The organism is Bacteroides sp. 3_1_23 (assembly GCF_000162555.1).
Lineage (GTDB): Bacteria > Bacteroidota > Bacteroidia > Bacteroidales > Bacteroidaceae > Bacteroides > Bacteroides ovatus.
Window position 1 is genome coordinate 2337472 of record NZ_GG774949.1, and the last position, 21392, is coordinate 2358863.

The following is a 21392-nucleotide window of genomic DNA, read 5'->3' on the forward strand; positions in this document are numbered from 1 at the left end:
GAATCAGATACGACAAATACATTACGTAAAGGGAGAATCGGATAATCCTAAACTAGCGGAACTGTATAAGTCCTCACCGCAGATTAAAGAACTTTTAAGCGTGTGTCAGAATTTCAGAGATATGATTAATGGGAACACTTATGATAAGGATATTAGAAAGTGGATTGAAAAAGCGAAGGCAACACGGAATATGGCACTGACGAACTTTGCATATGGTATTGAAAAAGACTGGGAGGCAGTACAGGCAGCTATTGATATCCCCTTCAGTAACGGATTACTGGAGGGGACAGTGAATAAAATTAAAGCGGTAAAAAGACAGATGTACAATAGGGCAGGAATTAAACTACTGAGAGCGAAGATTATTTATTCACAATAGAAGAAGTACCACCAAATTTGACGAAGAACCAATAGTAAAAAAGTGTCTCATTTCAGGAATGAGACACTTTTTATTTTTATAGCTAAAAGCAATCCGTTACTTTTGATGCAAAATAAAACTACGACGTTGGCATCATCAACAGATTAATCGAATACTAAGATAAATAGAATATGAATATTGACAATTGTAATCACACCGACACAGAAAAACATCAAGAAGAAAAGATCTTTTTATATACTACCATTACTGGAAACTTGCAACTAATCCATTTAGAACAGATTGGCTATTTCCGGTATAACTCCAAGAGTAAACTATGGGAAGCCGTATTAAATAATAATCATACCCTGGCACTCAAAAGAAATACAAACTCACAAAAGATATTGAGTCTGCATCCCTATCTTATCCAGATTAGCCAGTCACACATTATCAATATAAGCTATCTGGTTTCGATTGAAGACAACAATTGCATATTGCTTCCTCCATTTAATGAGATGGAACTTTTACAAGTAAGCAAGTCTTTTATGAAAAAGCTAAAAGAAAAATATCCATGTATCTGATTGTATATAGCTCATCTTTATGCTTTATGCTCTATGCAACACCAAGCAATTCCACTTCGAAGATCAATGTCGAGTAGGCAGGAATAGAATCAAAAGATTTGATACCGTATCCCATTGCATAAGGAATATAAATAATCCATTTATCACCAACATGCATTTTCTGAAGTGCCACCTGCCACCCTTCTATTACATCACTAAGACGTAGGGCATCGGGACAAGTACGCTCATAAGAATTATCAAACACCTGGCCATCAATCAGACTTCCTTTGTAATGCACGGTAACAATGCTCCGTGCACCCGGAGAAATCGTACTTTCGCCAGTTTCCAAAACTTTGTAATAGATTCCACACGGCAACGCGAAAACACCTTCCTGAAAAGATAGTTTTTTCAAAAATCGCCGATTGGCCTCTTTGTATTCTTTCTTTTTCCCCATAAATAAATTGATTAAGAACTTGCAAAAATAATCAGAATAACAAAGGATTTAGCATAAAAACTGTATATTTGTTTGTTGAACTATAAAAAACTTCTCACTATGGGACAAACAAAGACTACACGTAGCATCAGTGCTACCGGACTATTCTTACTTATCATGATGACTGTGGGCCTATATTCATGCACACGCACTCAAAAAGACATCATTCCTTCTGCCGATTATGCACCGTATGTAAATGCGTATACGGGAGGAGTCATCTCGCAAAATTCGACCATACGTATAGAACTGACCCACGACCAACCCATGGTGGATATGAACAATGAGTTAAAAAGCAATCCGTTCAGTTTCTCACCTTCATTAAAAGGAAAAGCATATTGGGTTAGCAACAACACCATTGAATTTGTGCCCGAAGAAGGAGCGCTGAAACCGGGAACACTTTACGAAGGAACTTTCCGGCTCGGAGACTTCATCGAAGTGGACAAAAAGCTGAAAGAGTTCAACTTCTCATTCCGTGTACAGGAACGTAACTTCACCCTGCAACTGGAATCATTGCCGATTACAGCTACCCAACCGAATGAAATAAATATTAAAGGAGAGATACGTTTCAGCGACGTAGTGAAAAAGGAAGAGGTAGAAAAGATGCTGACTGCCAGTGACGGAAAAAAGAGTTATCCGGTGGAAGTCACCGCAACCGACAATCATACCCGGTATTTGTTTAGTATCAGACAAATCCCCAGAGAAGCCGATGATTACCCCTTGACTATCACAGCCAACGGCAACGCAGCCGGCATCGACCGTAAACAAAGCGAAGAAGTACTGATACCGGCGAAAGATTGTTTCCGTTTCATGTCTGCCGAACGCATCGACCAACCGGAAAATGGAATCGAGATTGTTTTCTCCGCTCCCTTATCCACCACTCAAGATTTAAAAGGACTGATTGAGATCCCGGAAATCTCCTCATCAATCTTCCAAATCAGTGAGAACAGAGTTTTTATCTATTTCGAAGCAAACACACAGAACAAACTGACGTTGAATATCCATGAAGGAGTCAAAGACAGTCAAGGTAAAGCGTTGGGAACTTCTCATACGATCTCATTCAGTGAAGTAAGTCTGAAACCACAAGTGGAAATGTCTACTACCGCCGCTATCCTGCCCGATTCGAAAAGTCTGATTATTCCTTTCAGGGCTGTCAACCTGTATGCTGTGGATTTGAGCGTGATCCGCATTTTCGAGAACAATGTATTGATGTTTATGCAAACCAATTCACTGGCCTCGGCCAATGAGCTACGCCGTTCGGGAAGACTGGTTTACAAGAAAACGTTATGGCTTGCCAAAGATGCTTCCAAAGACATTCATCATTGGGGAGATTACTCGATAGACCTTGCCGGATTAATCCATCAGGAACCGGGTGCCATCTATCGTGTGATACTTTCATTCCGTCAGGAATACTCCGCTTATCCTTGTGGAGGAGGCGAGAATCAGGATATGAAATTCGCCGACAGCAGCACCTCCGACGGGCTGACCAAAGTAAGTGGAAGTGTCTTGTCCGAAGAAGATGAAGCAATCTGGAATACTCCCGAAGCCTACTATTATTACAACGGAGGAACAATGGACTGGAGTGTGTACCGATGGACGGAACGTGACAATCCCTGCCACCCGTCTTATTATATGGATTCAGACCGGGCAGCTGCCTGCAACGTTTTTGCTTCCAATCTGGGAATGATTGTAAAACGGAACTCACTGAATAAACTGTGGATTGCCGTTAGTAATATTTTGGATACAAAACCGATAGGGAAAGCACAGGTAACAGCGTATAACTTCCAGTTACAACCCATAGGGAAAGGAGAAACCAATGGAGAAGGATTCGTTGAAATCACTCCGAACGGTGTGCCTTTCATTATCGTGGCAGAATCGGACAAACAAAAGGCGTACGTCCGCGTTGTGGACGGTGAAGAACAGTCGGTCAGCAGATTCGACGTGGGAGGAAAAGATATTCAAAAGGGACTGAAAGGATTTATATATGGCGAAAGAGGGGTATGGCGCCCGGGAGACACGCTGCACATTTCCTTTATATTGGAAGACCGCGAAAAGAGAATCCCCGACAAGCACCCCGTAGCACTGGAGATTTACAATCCGAGAGGACAGTTCTACACGAAAATGATTTCAACACAAGGAATGAACGGATTCTATACATTCGACGTTCCGACACAGGCAACAGACCCGACCGGACTTTGGAATGCGTATATTAAGGTGGGAGGAACCACCTTCCACAAAGGTCTGCGTATCGAAACCATAAAGCCCAACCGCTTGAAAATAAATCTGGCATTGCCGAAGGTTCTTCAAGCCACGGACAAGGATTTCTATGCCCCACTCACTTCAACCTGGCTGACAGGAGCAACTGCCTCCAAACTGAAAGCCAAAGTAGAAATGTCTTTATCGAAAGTGAATACACAGTTTAAGAATTACGGACAATATATCTTTAACAATCCGGCTACGGATTTCACGACTATCAAAACAGATATATTTGACGGCACACTGGATGCAGAAGGAAAAGCAAATGTCATGCTGAAAGTTCCGACCGCAACGGAAGCGCCGGGTATGCTGAACGCCACTTTCACCACCCGCGTGTTCGAACCGGGAGGAGATGCCAGCATCTACACTCAAACAATTCCATTCTCACCATTCACCTCTTATGTCGGTATCAATCTAAACCAGCCAAAAGGCAAATATATTGAAACTGACAAAGATCATGTATTCGATATTGTAACTGTAAACACGCAGGGACAGTTAGTGAACAGTTCTAATCTGGAATACAAAATATACCGCATCGGCTGGAGTTGGTGGTGGGAAAACAGTGGTGAATCTTTCGGAACGTATATCAACAACAGTTCCATCACTCCTGTTGCCAGCGGCAATTTACAGACAAGAGGCGGAAAAGCATCTTTCAAATTCCGTATCGATTATCCGTCATGGGGACGCTACCTGGTTTACGTGAAAGATAAAGAGAGTGGACATGCCACCGGAGGTACAGTTTATGTTGACTGGCCGGAATGGCGGGGACGTTCGAGCAAGACTGATCCCAGCGGTATCAAGATGCTTGCTTTCTCGCTAAACAAAGATTCTTATGAAATAGGAGAAACAGCCACAGCAATCATTCCTGCAGCAGCGGGAGGACGTGCACTGGTATCCATAGAAAACGGTTCTACCGTATTACGACAAGAATGGATAGAGGTTTCCAACGGAGGAGATACGAAATATACATTCAAGATTACACCGGAGATGACTCCGAATGTATATCTGCATATCAGTCTGTTACAGCCTCACGCACAAACAGTCAATGACCTGCCTATCCGTATGTATGGCGTCGTTCCGGTATTCGTGACTAACAGTCAGACGGTGTTGCAACCGCAGATACAGATGCCGGAAGTGTTACGCCCGGAAACCAACTTCAATGTGACCGTCAGCGAAAAGACCGGAAAACCGATGACTTATACATTAGCTATTGTAGACGACGGTTTGCTGGATCTTACCAATTTCAAAACCCCGGACCCATGGAATGATTTCTATTCACGCGAAGCACTCGGCATCCGGACATGGGATATGTATGATAATGTATTGGGAGCTTCCGCCGGAAGTTACAGTTCACTTTTCAGTACGGGTGGAGACGCCACATTAAAACCTGCCGATGCAAAAGCAAACCGCTTCAAACCGGTAGTCAAGTTTATAGGTCCTTTCTATCTGGGAAAAGGTAAGAGCCAGACGCATACGCTGAAACTTCCGATGTATGTAGGTTCGGTACGTGCCATGGTGGTTGCCGGACAAGAGGGAGCGTACGGCAATGCGGAAAAAACGGCTTTCGTGCGGACTCCGTTAATGATGTTGTCCACCTTGCCCCGTGTGCTTAGTATTCAGGAAGAAATCACCGTTCCGGTAAATATCTTTGCGATGGAAAATCAAGTGAAGAATGTAACCGTATCACTTCAGGCGTCCGGTGGAGGAGTACAGATTGTAGGGGCCAATCAACAGTCGCTCAAATTTAGCCAACCGGATGACCAGCTCGTGTTCTTTACCTTAAAAACAGGTAGTAAAACAGGAAAGGCTACCATCCATCTGACAGCCAATGGTGGCGGACAACAAACTAAAGAAACCATTGAAATAGAAGTACGCAACCCGAATCCGGTAGTAACCCTGCGCAACAGCCAATGGGTAGAAGCCGGACAAAGCAAAGAACTTTCATACAATCTAAGCAGTTCTTCTGCAAATAACCAGATAAAGCTGGAAGTATCACGCATACCTTCGGTTGATATCAGCCGCCGGTTCGACTTCTTATACAACTATCAGCATCATTGTACAGAACAGTTGACTTCCAAGGCTTTGCCTCTTCTGTTTGTCGGCCAATTCAAAACAATAGATAAGATAGAAGCCGAAAAGATAAAGACAAATGTACAGGAAGCTATCCGGCAGATTTATGGTCGTCAACTCCCCAATGGCGGATTTGTATATTGGCCGGGAAATGCTGTTGCCGACGAATGGATCAGTTCTTATGCAGGAATGTTCCTGACACTGGCACAAGAAAAAGGATACGCCGTTCATTCGAATGTACTGAACAAGTGGAAGCGTTTCCAACGTGCTGCCGCACAGAACTGGCGGATGCCGCAGGATGCAAGCGGCTGGCAACAATGGCAGTCGGAATTGCAACAGGCTTTCCGTTTATATACGCTTGCATTGGCAGGAGCACCGGAATATGGGGCCATGAACCGGATGAAAGAACAGGCAGGATTATCCATTCAGGCTAAATGGAGACTGGCAGCAACCTATGCACTGACCGGAAAGATGAAACCGACTGAAGAACTGGTGTATAATGCGGAAACAACAGTAAGCCCCTACTCTTCCATGAATCAGATTTACGGTTCCTCCGACCGTGATGAAGCTATGATTCTGGAAACACTGATCCTGATGAACCGGGAACGGGATGCTTTACAGCAGGCAAAAGTCGTTTCTAAGAATCTGTCACAAGAGGAGTGGTTCAGTACACAATCCACCGCTTTTGCTCTTATGGCAATGGGACGTCTGGCTGAAAAGCTGTCAGGCACATTGGATTTCGTATGGACATGGAACGACAAACAACAACCTGCCGTGAAATCGGCTAAAGCTGTGTTTGAAAAGGAAATCGCCACCACTCCCAAATCCGGTATGATTGCTGTGAAGAATCAAGGAAAAGGAGCGCTTAGCGTAGACCTTATCACACGCACACAGTTGTTGAACGATACATTACCGGCCATCAGCGACAATCTTCGCATGGATATAAGATATGCCAACCTGAACGGTACACCGATCTCTGTCAATGATATTATACAGGGAACTGACTTTATGGCTATCACCTCCATATCCAATATTAGCGGAACTTCCGACTACACCAATCTGGCACTGACGCATATCATACCGTCCGGTTGGGAAATATACAACGAAAGAATGGTTGCCCCCGAAACGGAAAGCGTAGCAGCCGACGGTTCCGGTAAGTCCGTCAGCAAATATAATTATCTGGATATACGCGATGACAGAGTATTGACTTATTTCAATTTGCGTCGTGGTGAAACGAAAGTATTCACTGTCAGACTGCAAGCGACTTATGCAGGTAACTTTATTCTTCCTGCCGTTCAATGTGAAGCAATGTATGATGTAAACGTACAGGCACGCAGCAAAGCGGGAAGAACAACTGTCAGTCGATAAATTTTAGGCACGGATTACACGGATTACGCGGTTTTGGTTAACGAGTAGAACCGTGAAATCCGTGTAATCCGTGTAATCCGTGCCTAATTATTTCTTCCCTAATCATGTTTCAAAAAGATATGTCTCTTAGCTTTTAACATTTAAATGAACCCGATATATAAATTCTTCAAACGATTATCCGTCACTAAGAAAGTAATGACAATAAGCATTACCCTTTTGACGATAGGATACATCTTTTGCCTTCCCCGGCAACTATTTCATGTACCCTACTCCACCGTTGTGACTGATCGAAACGAAGAATTACTGGGAGCACGTATCGCTTCGGATGGTCAATGGCGGTTTCCTCCCCGAAAGACAACACCCGAGAAAATCAAGCAATGCCTTATTACCTTTGAAGATAAACACTTTTACCACCATTGGGGAGTTAATCCGTTATCTACCGGAAGGGCACTCTATCAGAATTTAAAGAATAAACGTGTTGTAAGCGGAGGTAGTACCCTTACCATGCAAACCATCCGTCTCGCCCGAAACAAACCCAGAACTATCGGAGAGAAAGTCATTGAAATGATCTGGGCTACCCGTTTGGAGTTCCGGACTTCCAAAGAGGAAATCTTATCCATGTATGTCTCTCATGCACCATTCGGAGGAAATGTGGTAGGACTGGATGCTGCTGCCTGGCGTTACTTCGGTCATTCTGCCGAAGATTTATCATGGGCGGAATCAGCCATGCTGGCTGTCCTGCCCAATGCCCCCGCCATGATTCATCTATCCAAAGGACGAAAAACACTTCTTTCCAAACGCAACCGTTTATTGAAACAACTTTTTGAAGAAGAGATTATTGATGCGTCCACCTATGAACTGGCTATCAGCGAACCGTTACCCGACGAACCACATCCTCTTCCTCAAATAGCCCCCCACCTGGTTACCCGCTTTTATCAAGAAAGAAACGGATTATATACCCGCTCAACCATCGATAAAGGAATACAAACCCATATAGAGAGTTTGGCGGAACGGTGGAGCAATGAATTTAATCGAAGTGATATCCGTAACCTGGCTATCCTAATTATAGACATTCCCACCAATCAAGTGGTAGCATACTGCGGAAATGTACATTTCGACCGTAAGCAAGGGGGGAATCAAGTAGACGTGATTCAAGCTCCCAGAAGTACAGGCAGTATTTTAAAACCCTTTCTCTATGGTGCCATGCTACAGGAGGGAAGTCTATTACCGCAAATGCTGTTACCGGACGTACCCGTTAATATCAATGGCTTTACTCCACAAAACTTCAGCCTGCAGTTTGAAGGAGCCGTCCCCGCTTCCGAAGCTCTTGCCCGCTCATTGAATATCCCGGCTGTCACCATGTTACAAAGATATGGAGTACCCAAATTTCATCACATGCTGCAACAAATGGGGTTCAAGACTATCAACCGATCAGCCTCCCATTATGGATTATCACTCATTTTAGGAGGTGCCGAAGCTACTTTATGGGATGTGACGAATGCTTATGCACAAATGGGACGAAGCCTCTCCAACAGTCATTCCAACGACCTTCCCCAAGAAAAGGAAGTGCAGATACTACTGGGAACAGAAGAAAAGACAGTTTCGGAAAGAGATGGTTCAAGAAAAGTTACTTCAGGAAAAACCATTTCAAGAAAAACAACTTCGAGAAAGGATATATCAGAAGGAGTCATTTCTGCAGGAGCGGCCTGGCTCACCCTTTCCGCCTTAACAGAAGTCAACCGCCCTGAAGAAATTGACTGGAAATCAATCCCCTCAATGCAGACTATCGCATGGAAGACCGGAACGAGTTACGGATTCCGTGACGCCTGGGCCGTTGGCGTGACTCCCCGCTATGCAGTAGGCGTATGGGTAGGAAATGCAACCGGAGAAGGAAAACCCGGATTGGTCGGTGCACAGACAGCCGGTCCCGTATTATTCGATATATTCAATTATCTCCCATCTTCACCCTGGTTCGAACGTCCCAAAGGAATTTTCGTTGATGCAGAAATATGCCGTCAATCCGGTCATCTGAAAGGACGTTTCTGTGAAGAAACCGATACCGTACTGATCCTTCCTGTCGGATTACGGACGGAGGCTTGTCCTTACCATCATCTCGTCACACTATCCGCCGACGAAAGCCACCGCATCTATGAAAACTGTGCAAACACGGAACCTACCATTCAGAAATCATGGTTTGCCCTGCCGCCCGTATGGGAATGGTACTATAAACAACACCATCCGGAATATAAACCGCTGCCACCTTTCAAAGCCGGCTGCGGAGAAGATTCTTTCCAACCCATGCAGTTCATCTACCCTCCGATGAACGCCCACATCAAGCTGCCCAAGCAACTGGATGGCAGCAAAGGCTTTATCACGGTGGAACTGGCACACAGCAATCCCAATGCCACTATCTTCTGGCATCTCGACGACACCTATCAGACACAGACACAGGATTTCCACAAAATTTCCCTGCAACCTGCTCCCGGCAAACATTCCCTGACGGCAGTAGACGGAGAAGGTAACACAGTTTCCACCACTTTCTTCATCGAATAAACATCTTATTTTATTATCTTTGCCGCATGAAACAGCCATTAAAAGAAAACGGTGGACTACCGGCATCTATCCTCTGGACACTTGCTATTGTGGCCGGTGTCTCGGTAGCCAACATCTATTATATTCAACCTCTATTAAATATGATACGCCATGAACTTGGCATATCAGAGTTCAGAACTAACCTGATTGCCATGGTCACGCAAATAGGCTATGCGGCAGGATTGTTGTTTATCACCCCTCTGGGAGATTTATATCAGCGTAAGAAAATCATTCTGGTCAACTTCACCGTTCTGATATTCTCTCTATTGACTATCGCCCTGACGCACAATTTTCATTTGATACTTATCGCTTCATTCCTCACGGGAGTTTGTTCGATGATTCCACAAATATTCATTCCGATAGCCGCCCAGTTCTCCCGTCCGGAAAATAAAGGCAGAAATGTAGGGATTGTCTTATCAGGACTATTGACCGGCATTCTGGCTTCACGTGTCGTCAGCGGATTTATCGGTGAACTGATTGGCTGGCGGGAAATGTATCACATCGCTGCAGGCATGATGTTTATCTGCGCAATCGTTGTATTAAAAATCCTTCCTGACATTCAGACCAACTTTCAGGGAAAGTATAGCGGCCTGATGAAATCTCTGTTAGCCTTAGTGAAAGAATACCCGCAACTGCGCATTTATTCGATCCGGGCGGCACTGAATTTCGGTTCCCTCCTCGCCATGTGGTCCTGTCTGGCTTTTAAAATGGGACAAGCCCCGTTCTTCGCCAACAGCGACGTAATCGGTATGCTGGGACTTTGCGGAGTGGCCGGAGCATTGACCGCTTCTTTCGTAGGAAGATACGTAAAGCAAGTAGGTGTACGCCGCTTTAACTTTATCGGTTGCGGATTGATTCTCTTTGCCTGGTTACTGTTCTTCATCGGTGAAAACACTTTTATTGGTATCATTGCCGGAATCATCATCATTGACATAGGGATGCAATGCATCCAACTTAGCAACCAAACAAGTATCTTCGAACTAGACCCGCGCGCTTCGAACCGTATCAATACAGTTTTCATGACTACTTACTTTATTGGCGGTTCAATGGGAACATTTCTGGCGGGCAGCTTTTGGCAACTGTATGGTTGGCACGGAGTTATCGGTACCGGAGTCGTTTTAACCGGAATTTCTTTATTAATTACGACTTTCTACAAGAAGTGAGTCAACAAAACGGACGGTCAAACCGTTTATTACAATAAAAAAGCCAATGAAATACGGAGTTAACAGACAAATCTTACTTATCACAGCCGGCACCGTCTGGATTATAGCCGGTGCGAATATTCTGCGAATAGGAATTGTAACCTGGTTAAACACCTCCCAAGATTGGATGTTCAAAATAGGAGAAGCCACCGTCGTTTTCTTGTTATTCTTCGTTCTGGTGTTCAGAAGACTTTATTATAAACATACCCAACGAATCGAACAAAAGAAAGAACACAAAAATTGCCCGTTCTCCTTTTTCGATGTGAAAAGCTGGATTACAATGATCTTCATGATTTCTCTGGGAATTACTATACGTAGCTTCCATCTTCTGCCCGAAACGTTCATTTCTGTTTTCTATACCGGATTATCCATTGCCCTCATCCTGACAGGGGTACTTTTCATCCGTTACTGGTGGATAAGGCGTAAGACTTTCGCTAATTAAGCCGGTCTTATACATATTCCAATCAAATACAAACTTATAATAATTTTTATTGCCTGACGTTTTGAAGCAAAAGATTTCATTCTTTTTTGTTGTATCTTTGCGCGGCCATAAACAAAACAGTAGCCGGAAAACAAATAAAAGGTTATAAGAATCAACATGAAGAAAGCCCCCTCTCCCATTGTATCATTGATACCGATCATTGTACTGGTGTTATTATTGTTTGCCACTATCCGCACATTTGGCAGTGATGCCCTAAGCGGCGGAAGCCAAGTGTCACTACTCACCACTACAGCTATTTGTATCCTTATCGGTATGGTGTTCTATAAAATTCCCTGGAAAGATTATGAGCTCGCCATCACCAACAATATTGCCGGAGTGGCAACAGCCATTATTATTCTATTGATAATCGGTGCGTTGAGCGGGATCTGGATGATTAGTGGAGTAGTGCCTACGCTAATCTACTACGGGATGCAAATTATCCATCCCAGTTTCTTCCTGGCATCTACCTGCATCATCTGCGCATTGATTTCCGTTATGACCGGAAGTTCGTGGACTACCATTGCTACCATCGGTATCGCCCTGATGGGTATCGGAAAGGCGCAAGGTTTTGAAGACGGTTGGATTGCCGGAGCCATTATTTCAGGAGCATACTTCGGAGATAAAATATCTCCTTTATCCGAAACCACCATCCTGGCCTCTTCTATCACAGACACTCCCTTGTTCCGTCACATCCGTTATATGATGATTACTACGGTTCCATCTCTTGTCATTACGCTAATTATTTTCACCGTAGCAGGATTCTCTCATGATGCCAACAATACACAACACATCGCAGAAGTGGCAACAGCTCTGAATGAAAAGTTTCATATCACTCCGTGGCTACTGATAGTTCCCGTAGCAACCGGGATATTGATAGCGAAGAAAGTGCCGTCTATCGTTACGCTGTTCCTGTCTACCCTGCTGGCTGCTGTTTTTGCTTTGATCTTTCAGCCGGATTTGTTGGAAGAAATTTCAGGAATTGCCGCTTCCGGATTCGATTCACTGTTTAAAGGACTAATGATGACTATCTACGGAGAGACAAATTTACACACGGATAATGCCGTTCTGACAGATTTAATTGCCACACGTGGCATGTCAGGAATGATGAATACGATTTGGTTGATACTATGTGCCATGTGTTTCGGCGGAGCAATGACAGCAAGCGGCATGGTGGGAAGTATCACTTCCATCTTTGTGCGCTTTATGAAGAAAACAGTCAGCGTGGTCAGTGCGACGGTTTGTTCCGGTCTGTTTCTTAATCTGACCACTGCCGATCAATATATCAGTATTATTCTGACGGGAAATATGTTTCGCGATATTTATGCCAAGAAAGGGTATGAAAGTTGCTTACTAAGCCGTACCACGGAAGATGCAGTAACCGTTACATCCGTATTGATCCCGTGGAACAGCTGTGGAATGACTCAAGCCACTATCTTGAGTGTACCCACACTTGTGTATCTCCCTTATTGTTTTTTCAACATTATCAGTCCTTTAATGAGTATCACCGTGGCAGCCATCGGATATAAAATTGCACGACGTTCGTGAACAATCTGGCATACACTTTGTTTTTGCAATAAACGAACAACATATTAAACCTAAACAAAAAAAAGTTATGAAAAAGTTTATTGCATTAGTAGCATTAGTATTAGTGAGTGCAAGCACAATGATGTATGCACAAGAAAGTAACGCAGCAGCACGCCGCGCAGAAAGAAAAGCTCAAAGAGATGCAGAGAGAGCGAAACTCCGTGCCGAAGAAGAGGTGCAGGACATGGCAGCCTATCAACAAGCTGTACAGGCTTTGAAAAACAAGCAATTTGTATTGGAAGCTAATCAGGTTGTCTTCCGCAACGGTATGAGTGCTTTTGTTACTTCAAACACCAACTTCGTCCTGATGAACGGCAACAGAGCTACCGTACAGACTGCTTTCAACACTCCTTACCCAGGTCCTAACGGAATCGGTGGTGTGACAGTAGATGGTAATTCTTCGGATATGAAGATGAATATCGACAAAAAAGGAAATGTGAACTGTTCATTCAGTGTTCAGGGTATCGGCATCTCCGCTCAAGTATTTATTAATATGAGCAGTGGAAACAATACAGCTTCGGTTAGTATCAGCCCGAACTTCAGCAATAACAACCTGACATTGAACGGAAATATCGTTCCGCTTGACCAGTCAAATATCTTCAAGGGACGTTCCTGGTAATCCGGATACAAGAATCTTATCATAACTCCGCTACAAATCACGCAAAATGCGTACATTTGTAGCGGAGTTTTTTTTATTCAGTATGGCTTATGAGAGAATTTATCATTGCAGACAATCAGGATATCAGTAAGGCAGGAATGATGTTCCTGTTGAGTAAACAAAAGGAGGTATCCCTTCTTTTAGAAGCTGACAACAAAGCTGAACTGATTCAGCAGCTACGATTGTATCCGCAAGCAGTGATTATCCTGGATTACACCTTGTTCAATTTTGCGGGGGCAGATGAATTGATTGTCCTGCAGGAAAGATTCAAGGAAGCCGACTGGATTCTATTCTCTGACGAACTAAGCCTGAACTTTCTCCGTCAGGTATTATTCAGCAGCATGGCTTTCGGGGTAGTGATGAAAGATAACTCAAAAGAAGAAATCATGACTGCCATTCAATGCGCCACCCGCAAACAAAGGTATATTTGCAATCATGTCAGCAATCTGCTGCTTTCGGGAACTTCTTCTCCGCTGGCAGCGTCAAGCATGGACGACCATTTGCTGACGCAGACAGAAAAGAATATCCTAAAAGAAATTGCATTAGGGAAAACAACGAAAGAGATTGCCGCAGAGAAAAATCTTAGTTTCCATACGATCAACAGCCATCGTAAAAATATCTTTCGTAAATTGGGAGTGAATAATGTGCACGAGGCTACTAAATATGCGATGAGAGCAGGGATTGTGGATTTAGCCGAATACTATATCTGACACCGCTATTCACTAACCTCTACCCCTCTAAGGGAACTATTTAACAGACGATTTCTCCGCTTCCCACGCAAACTTTCGTCTCTTCATCATAAATCACCCCAAACTGCCCCGGAGCAATGCCTTGCAGCTTTTCAGAGGACAAAATGTGGAATTGCTTCTCTCCTTCCTGTATCAGTTTTCCTTTGGTAAAGTCGGGAGTGTGACGAATCTTGAAAGTGATGTCTATCTCCTTCTCCTGCCCTTTCCAGGGATTATCAGTAATGAAATGGAAATCATGCATCCGGAATTCATTGCCGTACTGTGTTTCCACACCGTAACCGCGGGACACATAAATTGTATTTTCTTCAATATCCTTCTTGACTACGAACCAGGGACCACCACTCAATCCAAGCCCTTTGCGCTGGCCGATTGTGTGAAACCAATAGCCGCGATGTGTACCCAATTTCTTTCCGGTTTCCAATTCAATAATCGCCCCTTCCTTTTCTCCTAAAAAGCGACGGACAAAATCATTGTAGTTTATCTTCCCGAGAAAACAGATACCCTGACTATCTTTCCTTCTGGCACTCGGCAATCCGGCTTTATTGGCAATCTCACGTACTTCTTGTTTCATCAAACCTCCAATGGGAAACATGAGTTTGGAAACTTGCAAGTAATCAATCTGTGCGAGAAAGTCTGTCTGGTCTTTCACAGGGTCTTTCGCTGTGCCCAACCAAGTTTTACCGTTGCGTTGCAAGGTGGTGGCATAATGACCGGTTGCCGTAAAGTCGAAGTCTTTCCCAACACGCTGTTCAAAGCAACCGAATTTGATAAGCTTATTACACATCACATCCGGATTAGGCGTCAGTCCCTGCCGGATTTTATCAATGGCATAGGCCGCTACATTCTCCCAATACTCCTGATGCAAATCCACTACCTCCAAAGACAGACCGTACTTACGTGCCGTAGCAGTAGATAATTCAATATCTTCCTCTGCCGAACAGTCCATATATTCCGCTCCGTCCATGCCTATCTTAATATAAAAAAGAGTGGGCTTATATCCTTGCTCACAAAGGAGATGTACAACAACCGAACTGTCGACACCTCCTGATAATAATGCAGCTATATCCATGAATAATGATTCGTCTATTAATAACGTTCTATATGTAAGCTAATACCTATTAAAAAATTCTATGCTACAAAGATAAGGCAAGAATCTCTAACAGCCAATCACATATTGAAGGCATTTTTATACCATAAATGTGGTAGATAAGCAAAGTATTTCCTACATTTGCACAGTAAAAAGCTTTTTATGATGACGAAATTAAGAAAGATAATCCTCATACCTGCCCTGAGCATCGTATTTATCAGTGGCTTTTTCTCCTGTGGTGTCGACCGCTGGCCGGAGTATGCCCATCAGACCGCACTGGATACATGGATGTACGACATCATGCAGCAGAACTATCTGTGGTATCAAGATCTACCTTCCTACGATGATGTGAATCTGTTTCTGGATCCTGCTTCGTTCTTGTCTAAAGTGAAATCGAAAAGCGACAGTTATTCGTTTGTGGATTCTGTGATGGAAACTCCATTGCCTAGTTATGGATTTGATTACTCGCTGGTCCGGAATCCGGATATTGATACTGCCTATAATGCACTGATTACTTATGTTATTCCAGGTTCACCGGCGGCTCAAGCAGGCTTGGAACGTGGTAAATGGATTGTGAAAGTAGACACTTCATATATCAGTAAGAAATATGAAACAAAATTACTGCAAGGTACAGAGCCATTAGAAGTTACTCTTGGAGTATATCAGAAGATAGAACCGGAAGACCCTCCTGCAGAAGAGGAAGAAGATGATATCTATCGGGTAGTGCCAGTAGGTGATCCGGTAAAGATCGGTGCAGCTGTATCATTAGTAGACAATCCGGTACATTACAAGACAATACTCCCGTATAAAGATGGTGAAGTAGGATATTTAATGTATAATAGCTTTATAGCAGGCACCAAAGATGATACGGAAAAATACAACAATGAACTACGTGCCTGGTCGGAGGAACTTGCTCAAAAGAATATCCATAAAGTGATACTTGACCTACGTTATAATAAAGGAGGAAGCATTGACTGTGTACAGTTATTAAGTGCAATTCTTGTACCGTCTTTTTATCTGGGAGAGACGATGGCGTTTCTTGAATACAACAACAAGAATACGGTCAAGGATGCAACCTTGACATTTGACTCCGAACTATTAGCTCCCTCCGGTAAGAATCTTGATTTAAGCACTCTTATTGTACTCATCAGTGGCGAAACTGCAGGAGCACCAGAAATGTTAATGCATTGTTTGAACGAAAAAGTTAAGCAACTGGTTGCTATCGGTAGTTCAACTAAAGGACAAAATGTAGCTACAGAACAATTCGTCAATGAAGAGTTTCTATGGTCTATCAATCCCGTCGTATGTACAATATACAATTCAGAGCATACCACTTATTCGGGATTTAAAGCAACTTACTCCGTTAACGCTTCAACCGATTATTTGAATTTCTTACCTTTTGGCAATCCAAACGAAACACTATTAAGCGTGGCACTCGGTTTTTTGAATGGTACTTATCCCCCTAAAGATGATACGGAAACAACTCAAAATGCACAACGTTTAAAGATAGAGAAAAGTGTAAATAGTCCTTCAAGCCGGGTATTCACAGGAGGAAACGGATTAAGAATCAAGTAAAACAATAAGGAATTGCCATTGGGGTAATGGATTGTTGGTAAATACACGATCAGAAAATCCTGTGATATAAATTCAGTATAGATACTTATATAAAGGAACGAAATGATTCTCCTATAATCGGATTGTTTCGTTCCTTTTGTCAATAGCAGATTTACGCATCATTAACAAAAGAATCCCATTATTCCACCTTTTCAAAACAGACCGTCTGATTCTACTAAACAAAGCGTCGGTTTACATCTAACAAAGCATCGGTTTACACTTAACAGAGCGTATGATTTACCCTGATAAAACACCTGATTTACCGTCCCCCAGCAGCTAAAGAGTCTTTAGACCCGGGCTTACAACCGCTACAAGCCGGGGTGAGATTCTCCGTCACCGCAGCATACAACAAAAAAGGAGAAAGCTTCCGCTCCCTCCTTCTATCGTAGTTTAACCTCAATCTATTTTATGATTCTGTACCAAAGATACAACATTGAAAAGCCAAAGTCAAGTATTCCCGGTTTTATTTCTTGAAAAACTTATCAAAGAACAGAATCTGATAATCAATGGAGTTATTCCAATACTGCCCTGTATGTCCTCCCGGACGGGTAATAAAATCATGATCGATCTTTTTTTCTAACAGGCGGTTATGCAAATCCTTGTTCACATTCAAAAAGAAATCTCCTTCTCCACAATCGACAATGATAGCCAAATCGCCATTCTCTATCTTATCAATCTGATTGATAACGGTATGATTATCCCATACTTCCTTGTTAGATTCATATTCTCCCAACTGCTTGGACATGTCCCAGTTTTTCGGGAACGGGCGAATATCCATCCCTCCGCTTGTACTTCCACTGGCACCAAACGTATCTTTATGACGGATCGCATTCCACATCGCTCCGTGTCCACCCATACTTAATCCGGTGATGGCACGTCCTTTTCTGTCGGCAATCGTCTTGTAATGTTCGTCGATATACTTCACCAGTTCCGATGAAATAAAAGTTTCATAACGATAAGACGGATTGAGCGGACTATCCCAGTACCAGCTATTCTTTCCGTCCGGACAAACGAATATAATTCCTTTTTCGTCCGCAATTTGAGGAAGATTCGGTTTAATTCCAATCCATGTTTTAGCATTTCCACCGTAACCGTGCAACAAATAAATGGCGGGACAAACTACTGCTTTCTTCCCCAGCGCAGCATCCGGCGTTACCACCACCACTTGCACATCCTTATTCATGGAAGGACTTTTAATTAATAAAGTATCTACTTTGGCAGCAAACGAAGGAGCCACCCATACTAAAAAAAGAGCAATTAATAGAAGTTTTTTCTTTTTCATTGTGTGTTATATAGTTAGATATAGTTATTCCTCTGCTACTGCGGAAGGATCAAATTTAGAAACCGGCATTTCAAAGGTTTTATGACATTGTTTACAGGTATAGTTCCAGTGGTTGTCTCCCGGGGGAATGACCATTAATGCAGAAATGATAGCAGCCCCCATCGCACGCCAGCGCTTTCCTTTTCTCAAAACCAACTGAATGTCCGATGAACCGCAATACGGACAAAGCGTTAATTCTTCCGGCCAACTATCGTTATCCTTCAACACTTGAACAGCATTCTCGTAGTCTTCATCTGCCACCAATATATCCACCCCCGCTATACTGCTCACACAACTTTTATACAAAGTAGAGAAGTTCTCATTGTGCAGAATAGACTCGATGCCTTCATTCTCCAATGCCCCTTGAAGGATATGTGCTTTCATCGCATCATTACAAGTTATCAGTTTTACAGTCTTCATAAGGAATCTGTTTTTAATATGTCCTACAAAAATAAGACATAAAAATGAAATGAGAAACAAAATCCGGCTAACTTTATCAGGAAGTAAAACGAATCAAATAAGAAGTGACTCTATTTTTATTCACGGAAGGTATCATTCTTTAATACTTTTTTTGTACTTTCGCAGCAATAATTCGCAATCACATGAAAAGACTGTTGACACTGCTACTATTTTCAAACCTTCTACTTTCCCTGCTACAGGCACAACCTGTACATCGAATCAGGGGAACGGTTATTGAGAAAAACAGCCGTCAACCATTAGAGTTCATTAACGTAATGGTTCTCGGGCTGAACAAAGGTGGCGTCACCAATGCGGAAGGCCATTTCACCATCGAACAAGTACCTCCCGGCATCTACCGCCTGCAAGCAACTGCCATCGGCTACAAAAGTGTCACTACTCCCGAATATATTGTATCTACCAAAGATCTGAATATCTCGATAGAGATGGAAGAGAACCTGACCGAACTCGCAGGAGTAACCGTCACCGCTTCTCCTTTCCGACGTGATTTGGAAAGCCCCGTCAGCCTGCGCATTATCGGATTGCAGGAAATAGAAAAAAGTCCGGGAGCTAATCGGGACATTTCACGTATTGTTCAGTCTTATCCGGGAGTTGCCTTCTCACCGATTGGATACCGCAACGACTTGATTGTGCGCGGTGGTTCTCCTTCTGAAAACCGTTTCTACTTGGATGGAGTGGAAATTCCCAATATCAATCACTTCAGTACGCAAGGAGCCTCCGGTGGTCCGGTGGGAATCCTCAATGCCGACCTGATACGTGAAGTCAATTTCTACACCGGTGCTTTCCCCACTGATAGAGGAAACGCACTTAGTTCCGTTCTTGATTTCAAGTTGCGCGACGGAGATATGGAGCACAACTCTGTAAAGGCTACCCTCGGAGCATCCGAAGTCTCACTCGCCTCCAACGGGCATATCGGGAAAAAGACCTCTTATCTGGTATCTATACGTCAATCTTATCTGCAGTTCCTGTTTGATATGCTCGACCTCCCTTTCCTGCCGACTTTCACCGATGCGCAGTTCAAATTGAAAACCCGGTTTAACGAACAGAACGAGTTGACAGTGCTGGGACTCGGAGGAATCGACAATATGCGATTGAACACGAAAGCGGATAGCGAAGACAACGAATATATTCTTAGTTACCTGCCGAAAATCAAGCAGGAGACATTTACATTGGGAGCCGTTTATCGTCATTATGCAGGCGCACATGTGCAGTCAGTGGTAGTCAGTCACAGCTATCTGAACAACCGCAACACCAAATACCGTCAGAATGATGAAAGTATTCCGGAGAATCTGATGCTCCGCCTCCGTTCTACCGAACAAGAGACAAAGTTCCGTTTCGAAAACAATTCTTCTTTCCGCAACTGGAAGGTCAACCTCGGATTGAACCTGGATTACAGCCAATATACCAACACCACCTTTCAAAAGGCATATACCAATCAGGCACAAACGTTTGATTACCATACTTATTTGGGGATGATGCGCTGGGGACTTTTCGGCACTATCAGCTACTCTTCGATGGACGAACGCTTCACTGCTTCTTTGGGATTGAGAGCGGATGCCAACAATTATTCATCGGCGATGAAATCACTCTCCGACCAGCTTTCACCGCGCATATCGCTTTCCTATCAACTTGCCGATCACTGGTTTTTAAGCGGAAATGCAGGACTTTATTACCAGTTGCCTCCTTACACGGCTCTCGGTTTTAAGGATAATAACGGAACGTATGTCAACAAATACAATCTCCGCTATATGAAAGTCAGCCAGGAAAGTCTGGGTATCAGTTGGCGCAAAGGAGATACTTTCGAAGTTTCCGTGGAAGGATTCTACAAAGATTATGATAAAATTCCGCTCTCCGTTGTGGATGGCATTCCTCTTACCTGCAAAGGAAATGACTACGGGGTGATTGGCAACGAATTGCTGACCTCCACCGCCCAGGGACGTTCGTATGGTGCGGAGATTTTGGTGAAATGGCTGATCGCCAAGAAACTGAATCTGGCTTCTTCCTTTACCTTATCTAAAAGCGAATACCGCAACGACAAAGAGAGTGAATACATTGCATCCGCATGGGACAACCGGTATATCTTCAACTTACGGGGAACCTACAATCTGCCGCGCCAATGGAGTGTCGGGATGAAAGTCAGTTGCATCGGCGGTGCTCCTTATACGCCTTATGATGAAGAAAAGTCATCTCTGGTATCTGCCTGGGATGCACAAGGTAAAGCATATTACGACTATTCTAAATATAATAAAGAACGTCTTCCGGCTTTTGCACAGGTAGACCTCCGTATCGACAAGACATTTTATCTGAAACATTGTATGCTGGGATTCTATCTTGATTTGCAAAATATCACGGTAAGCAAACTGAAACAGCAAGATGTACTGATGAGCACCGGTATCATCGAAAATCCGGAAGCCCCTGCCGACAGTCAACACTATAAAATGAAACGCCTCAAACAATCGAGCGGGACATTGCTCCCCACATTAGGAATAACATTTGAGTATTAATTTATGCATAAAACTGTAAACTAGAAA

At 43.4% G+C, this 21392-nt stretch carries 15 protein-coding genes; 11 read left to right on the top strand and 4 right to left on the bottom strand.

Going from position 1 to position 21392, the window contains the following annotated elements:
* Both HMPREF9010_RS15070 and HMPREF9010_RS15065 read left to right on the top strand, forming a co-directional pair.
* Nucleotides 1-376 (top strand): transposase (locus HMPREF9010_RS15070; RefSeq protein ID WP_198139067.1); only part of this gene is annotated, 376 nt, incomplete at its 5' end.
* A 170-nt stretch (nt 377-546) separates the two neighbouring features.
* Nucleotides 547-933, top strand: coding sequence for a LytTR family transcriptional regulator DNA-binding domain-containing protein (locus tag HMPREF9010_RS15065; RefSeq protein ID WP_004296947.1), 387 nt, complete (start codon nt 547-549; stop codon nt 931-933).
* A 31-nt stretch (nt 934-964) separates the two neighbouring features.
* Here HMPREF9010_RS15065 and HMPREF9010_RS15060 read toward each other — a convergent pair whose 3' ends face one another.
* Nucleotides 965-1366 (bottom strand): FKBP-type peptidyl-prolyl cis-trans isomerase, encoded by a 402-nt coding sequence (locus HMPREF9010_RS15060; protein WP_004296948.1) that lies wholly within the window; start codon nt 1364-1366, stop codon nt 965-967.
* A 99-nt stretch (nt 1367-1465) separates the two neighbouring features.
* On the opposite strand from HMPREF9010_RS15060, the gene HMPREF9010_RS15055 reads away from it, so the two are divergent.
* The 7 genes from HMPREF9010_RS15055 (at nt 1466) to HMPREF9010_RS15025 (ending at nt 14323) form a co-directional block, all read left to right on the top strand.
* Complete coding sequence (locus HMPREF9010_RS15055; RefSeq protein WP_008648394.1) at nt 1466-7096, top strand: alpha-2-macroglobulin family protein; 5631 nt, start codon at nt 1466-1468, stop codon at nt 7094-7096.
* A 144-nt stretch (nt 7097-7240) separates the two neighbouring features.
* On the top strand, nt 7241-9649 hold the full coding sequence (gene pbpC / locus HMPREF9010_RS15050) for a penicillin-binding protein 1C (RefSeq protein WP_008648397.1): 2409 nt from the start codon (nt 7241-7243) through the stop codon (nt 9647-9649).
* Between the two features lie 26 nt (nt 9650-9675).
* Nucleotides 9676-10851 (top strand): MFS transporter, encoded by a 1176-nt coding sequence (locus tag HMPREF9010_RS15045; RefSeq protein WP_008648399.1) that lies wholly within the window; start codon nt 9676-9678, stop codon nt 10849-10851.
* 46 nt (nt 10852-10897) lie between these two features.
* Entirely contained in the window at nt 10898-11332 is a 435-nt protein-coding gene (locus HMPREF9010_RS15040) for a hypothetical protein (protein ID WP_004305936.1), read from the top strand.
* Between the two features lie 156 nt (nt 11333-11488).
* Nucleotides 11489-12916, top strand: a complete 1428-nt coding sequence (gene nhaC, locus HMPREF9010_RS15035) for a Na+/H+ antiporter NhaC (RefSeq protein WP_004296953.1) — start codon at nt 11489-11491, stop codon at nt 12914-12916.
* 67 nt (nt 12917-12983) lie between these two features.
* Nucleotides 12984-13574, top strand: a complete 591-nt coding sequence (locus HMPREF9010_RS15030) for a DUF4251 domain-containing protein (protein ID WP_004305931.1) — start codon at nt 12984-12986, stop codon at nt 13572-13574.
* Between the two features lie 89 nt (nt 13575-13663).
* Nucleotides 13664-14323: a LuxR C-terminal-related transcriptional regulator gene (locus HMPREF9010_RS15025; RefSeq protein ID WP_004319560.1), complete on the top strand. Its 660-nt coding sequence runs from the start codon at nt 13664-13666 to the stop codon at nt 14321-14323.
* Nucleotides 14324-14363: 40 nt separating this feature from the next.
* Here the strand turns inward: HMPREF9010_RS15025 and mnmA are convergent, their stop codons facing one another.
* Nucleotides 14364-15431 (bottom strand): tRNA 2-thiouridine(34) synthase MnmA, encoded by a 1068-nt coding sequence (gene mnmA, locus HMPREF9010_RS15020; protein ID WP_008648405.1) that lies wholly within the window; start codon nt 15429-15431, stop codon nt 14364-14366.
* 180 nt (nt 15432-15611) lie between these two features.
* Between mnmA and HMPREF9010_RS15015 the strand changes: the two genes are divergently transcribed.
* Nucleotides 15612-17024, top strand: coding sequence for a S41 family peptidase (locus HMPREF9010_RS15015; protein ID WP_032852531.1), 1413 nt, complete (start codon nt 15612-15614; stop codon nt 17022-17024).
* Between the two features lie 502 nt (nt 17025-17526).
* Here HMPREF9010_RS15015 and HMPREF9010_RS15010 read toward each other — a convergent pair.
* Nucleotides 17527-18345, bottom strand: a complete 819-nt coding sequence (locus HMPREF9010_RS15010; protein ID WP_004305919.1) for an alpha/beta hydrolase — start codon at nt 18343-18345, stop codon at nt 17527-17529.
* A 24-nt stretch (nt 18346-18369) separates the two neighbouring features.
* On the bottom strand, nt 18370-18804 hold the full coding sequence (locus tag HMPREF9010_RS15005; RefSeq protein ID WP_004305917.1) for a DUF2007 domain-containing protein: 435 nt from the start codon (nt 18802-18804) through the stop codon (nt 18370-18372).
* A gap of 182 nt (nt 18805-18986) precedes the next feature.
* On the opposite strand from HMPREF9010_RS15005, the gene HMPREF9010_RS15000 reads away from it, so the two are divergent.
* Nucleotides 18987-21365 carry a TonB-dependent receptor gene (locus tag HMPREF9010_RS15000; protein ID WP_008648410.1) on the top strand — a complete coding sequence of 793 codons (2379 nt, stop codon included), beginning with the start codon at nt 18987-18989 and terminating at the stop codon, nt 21363-21365.
* The last annotated feature ends 27 nt before the right edge of the window (nt 21366-21392 follow it).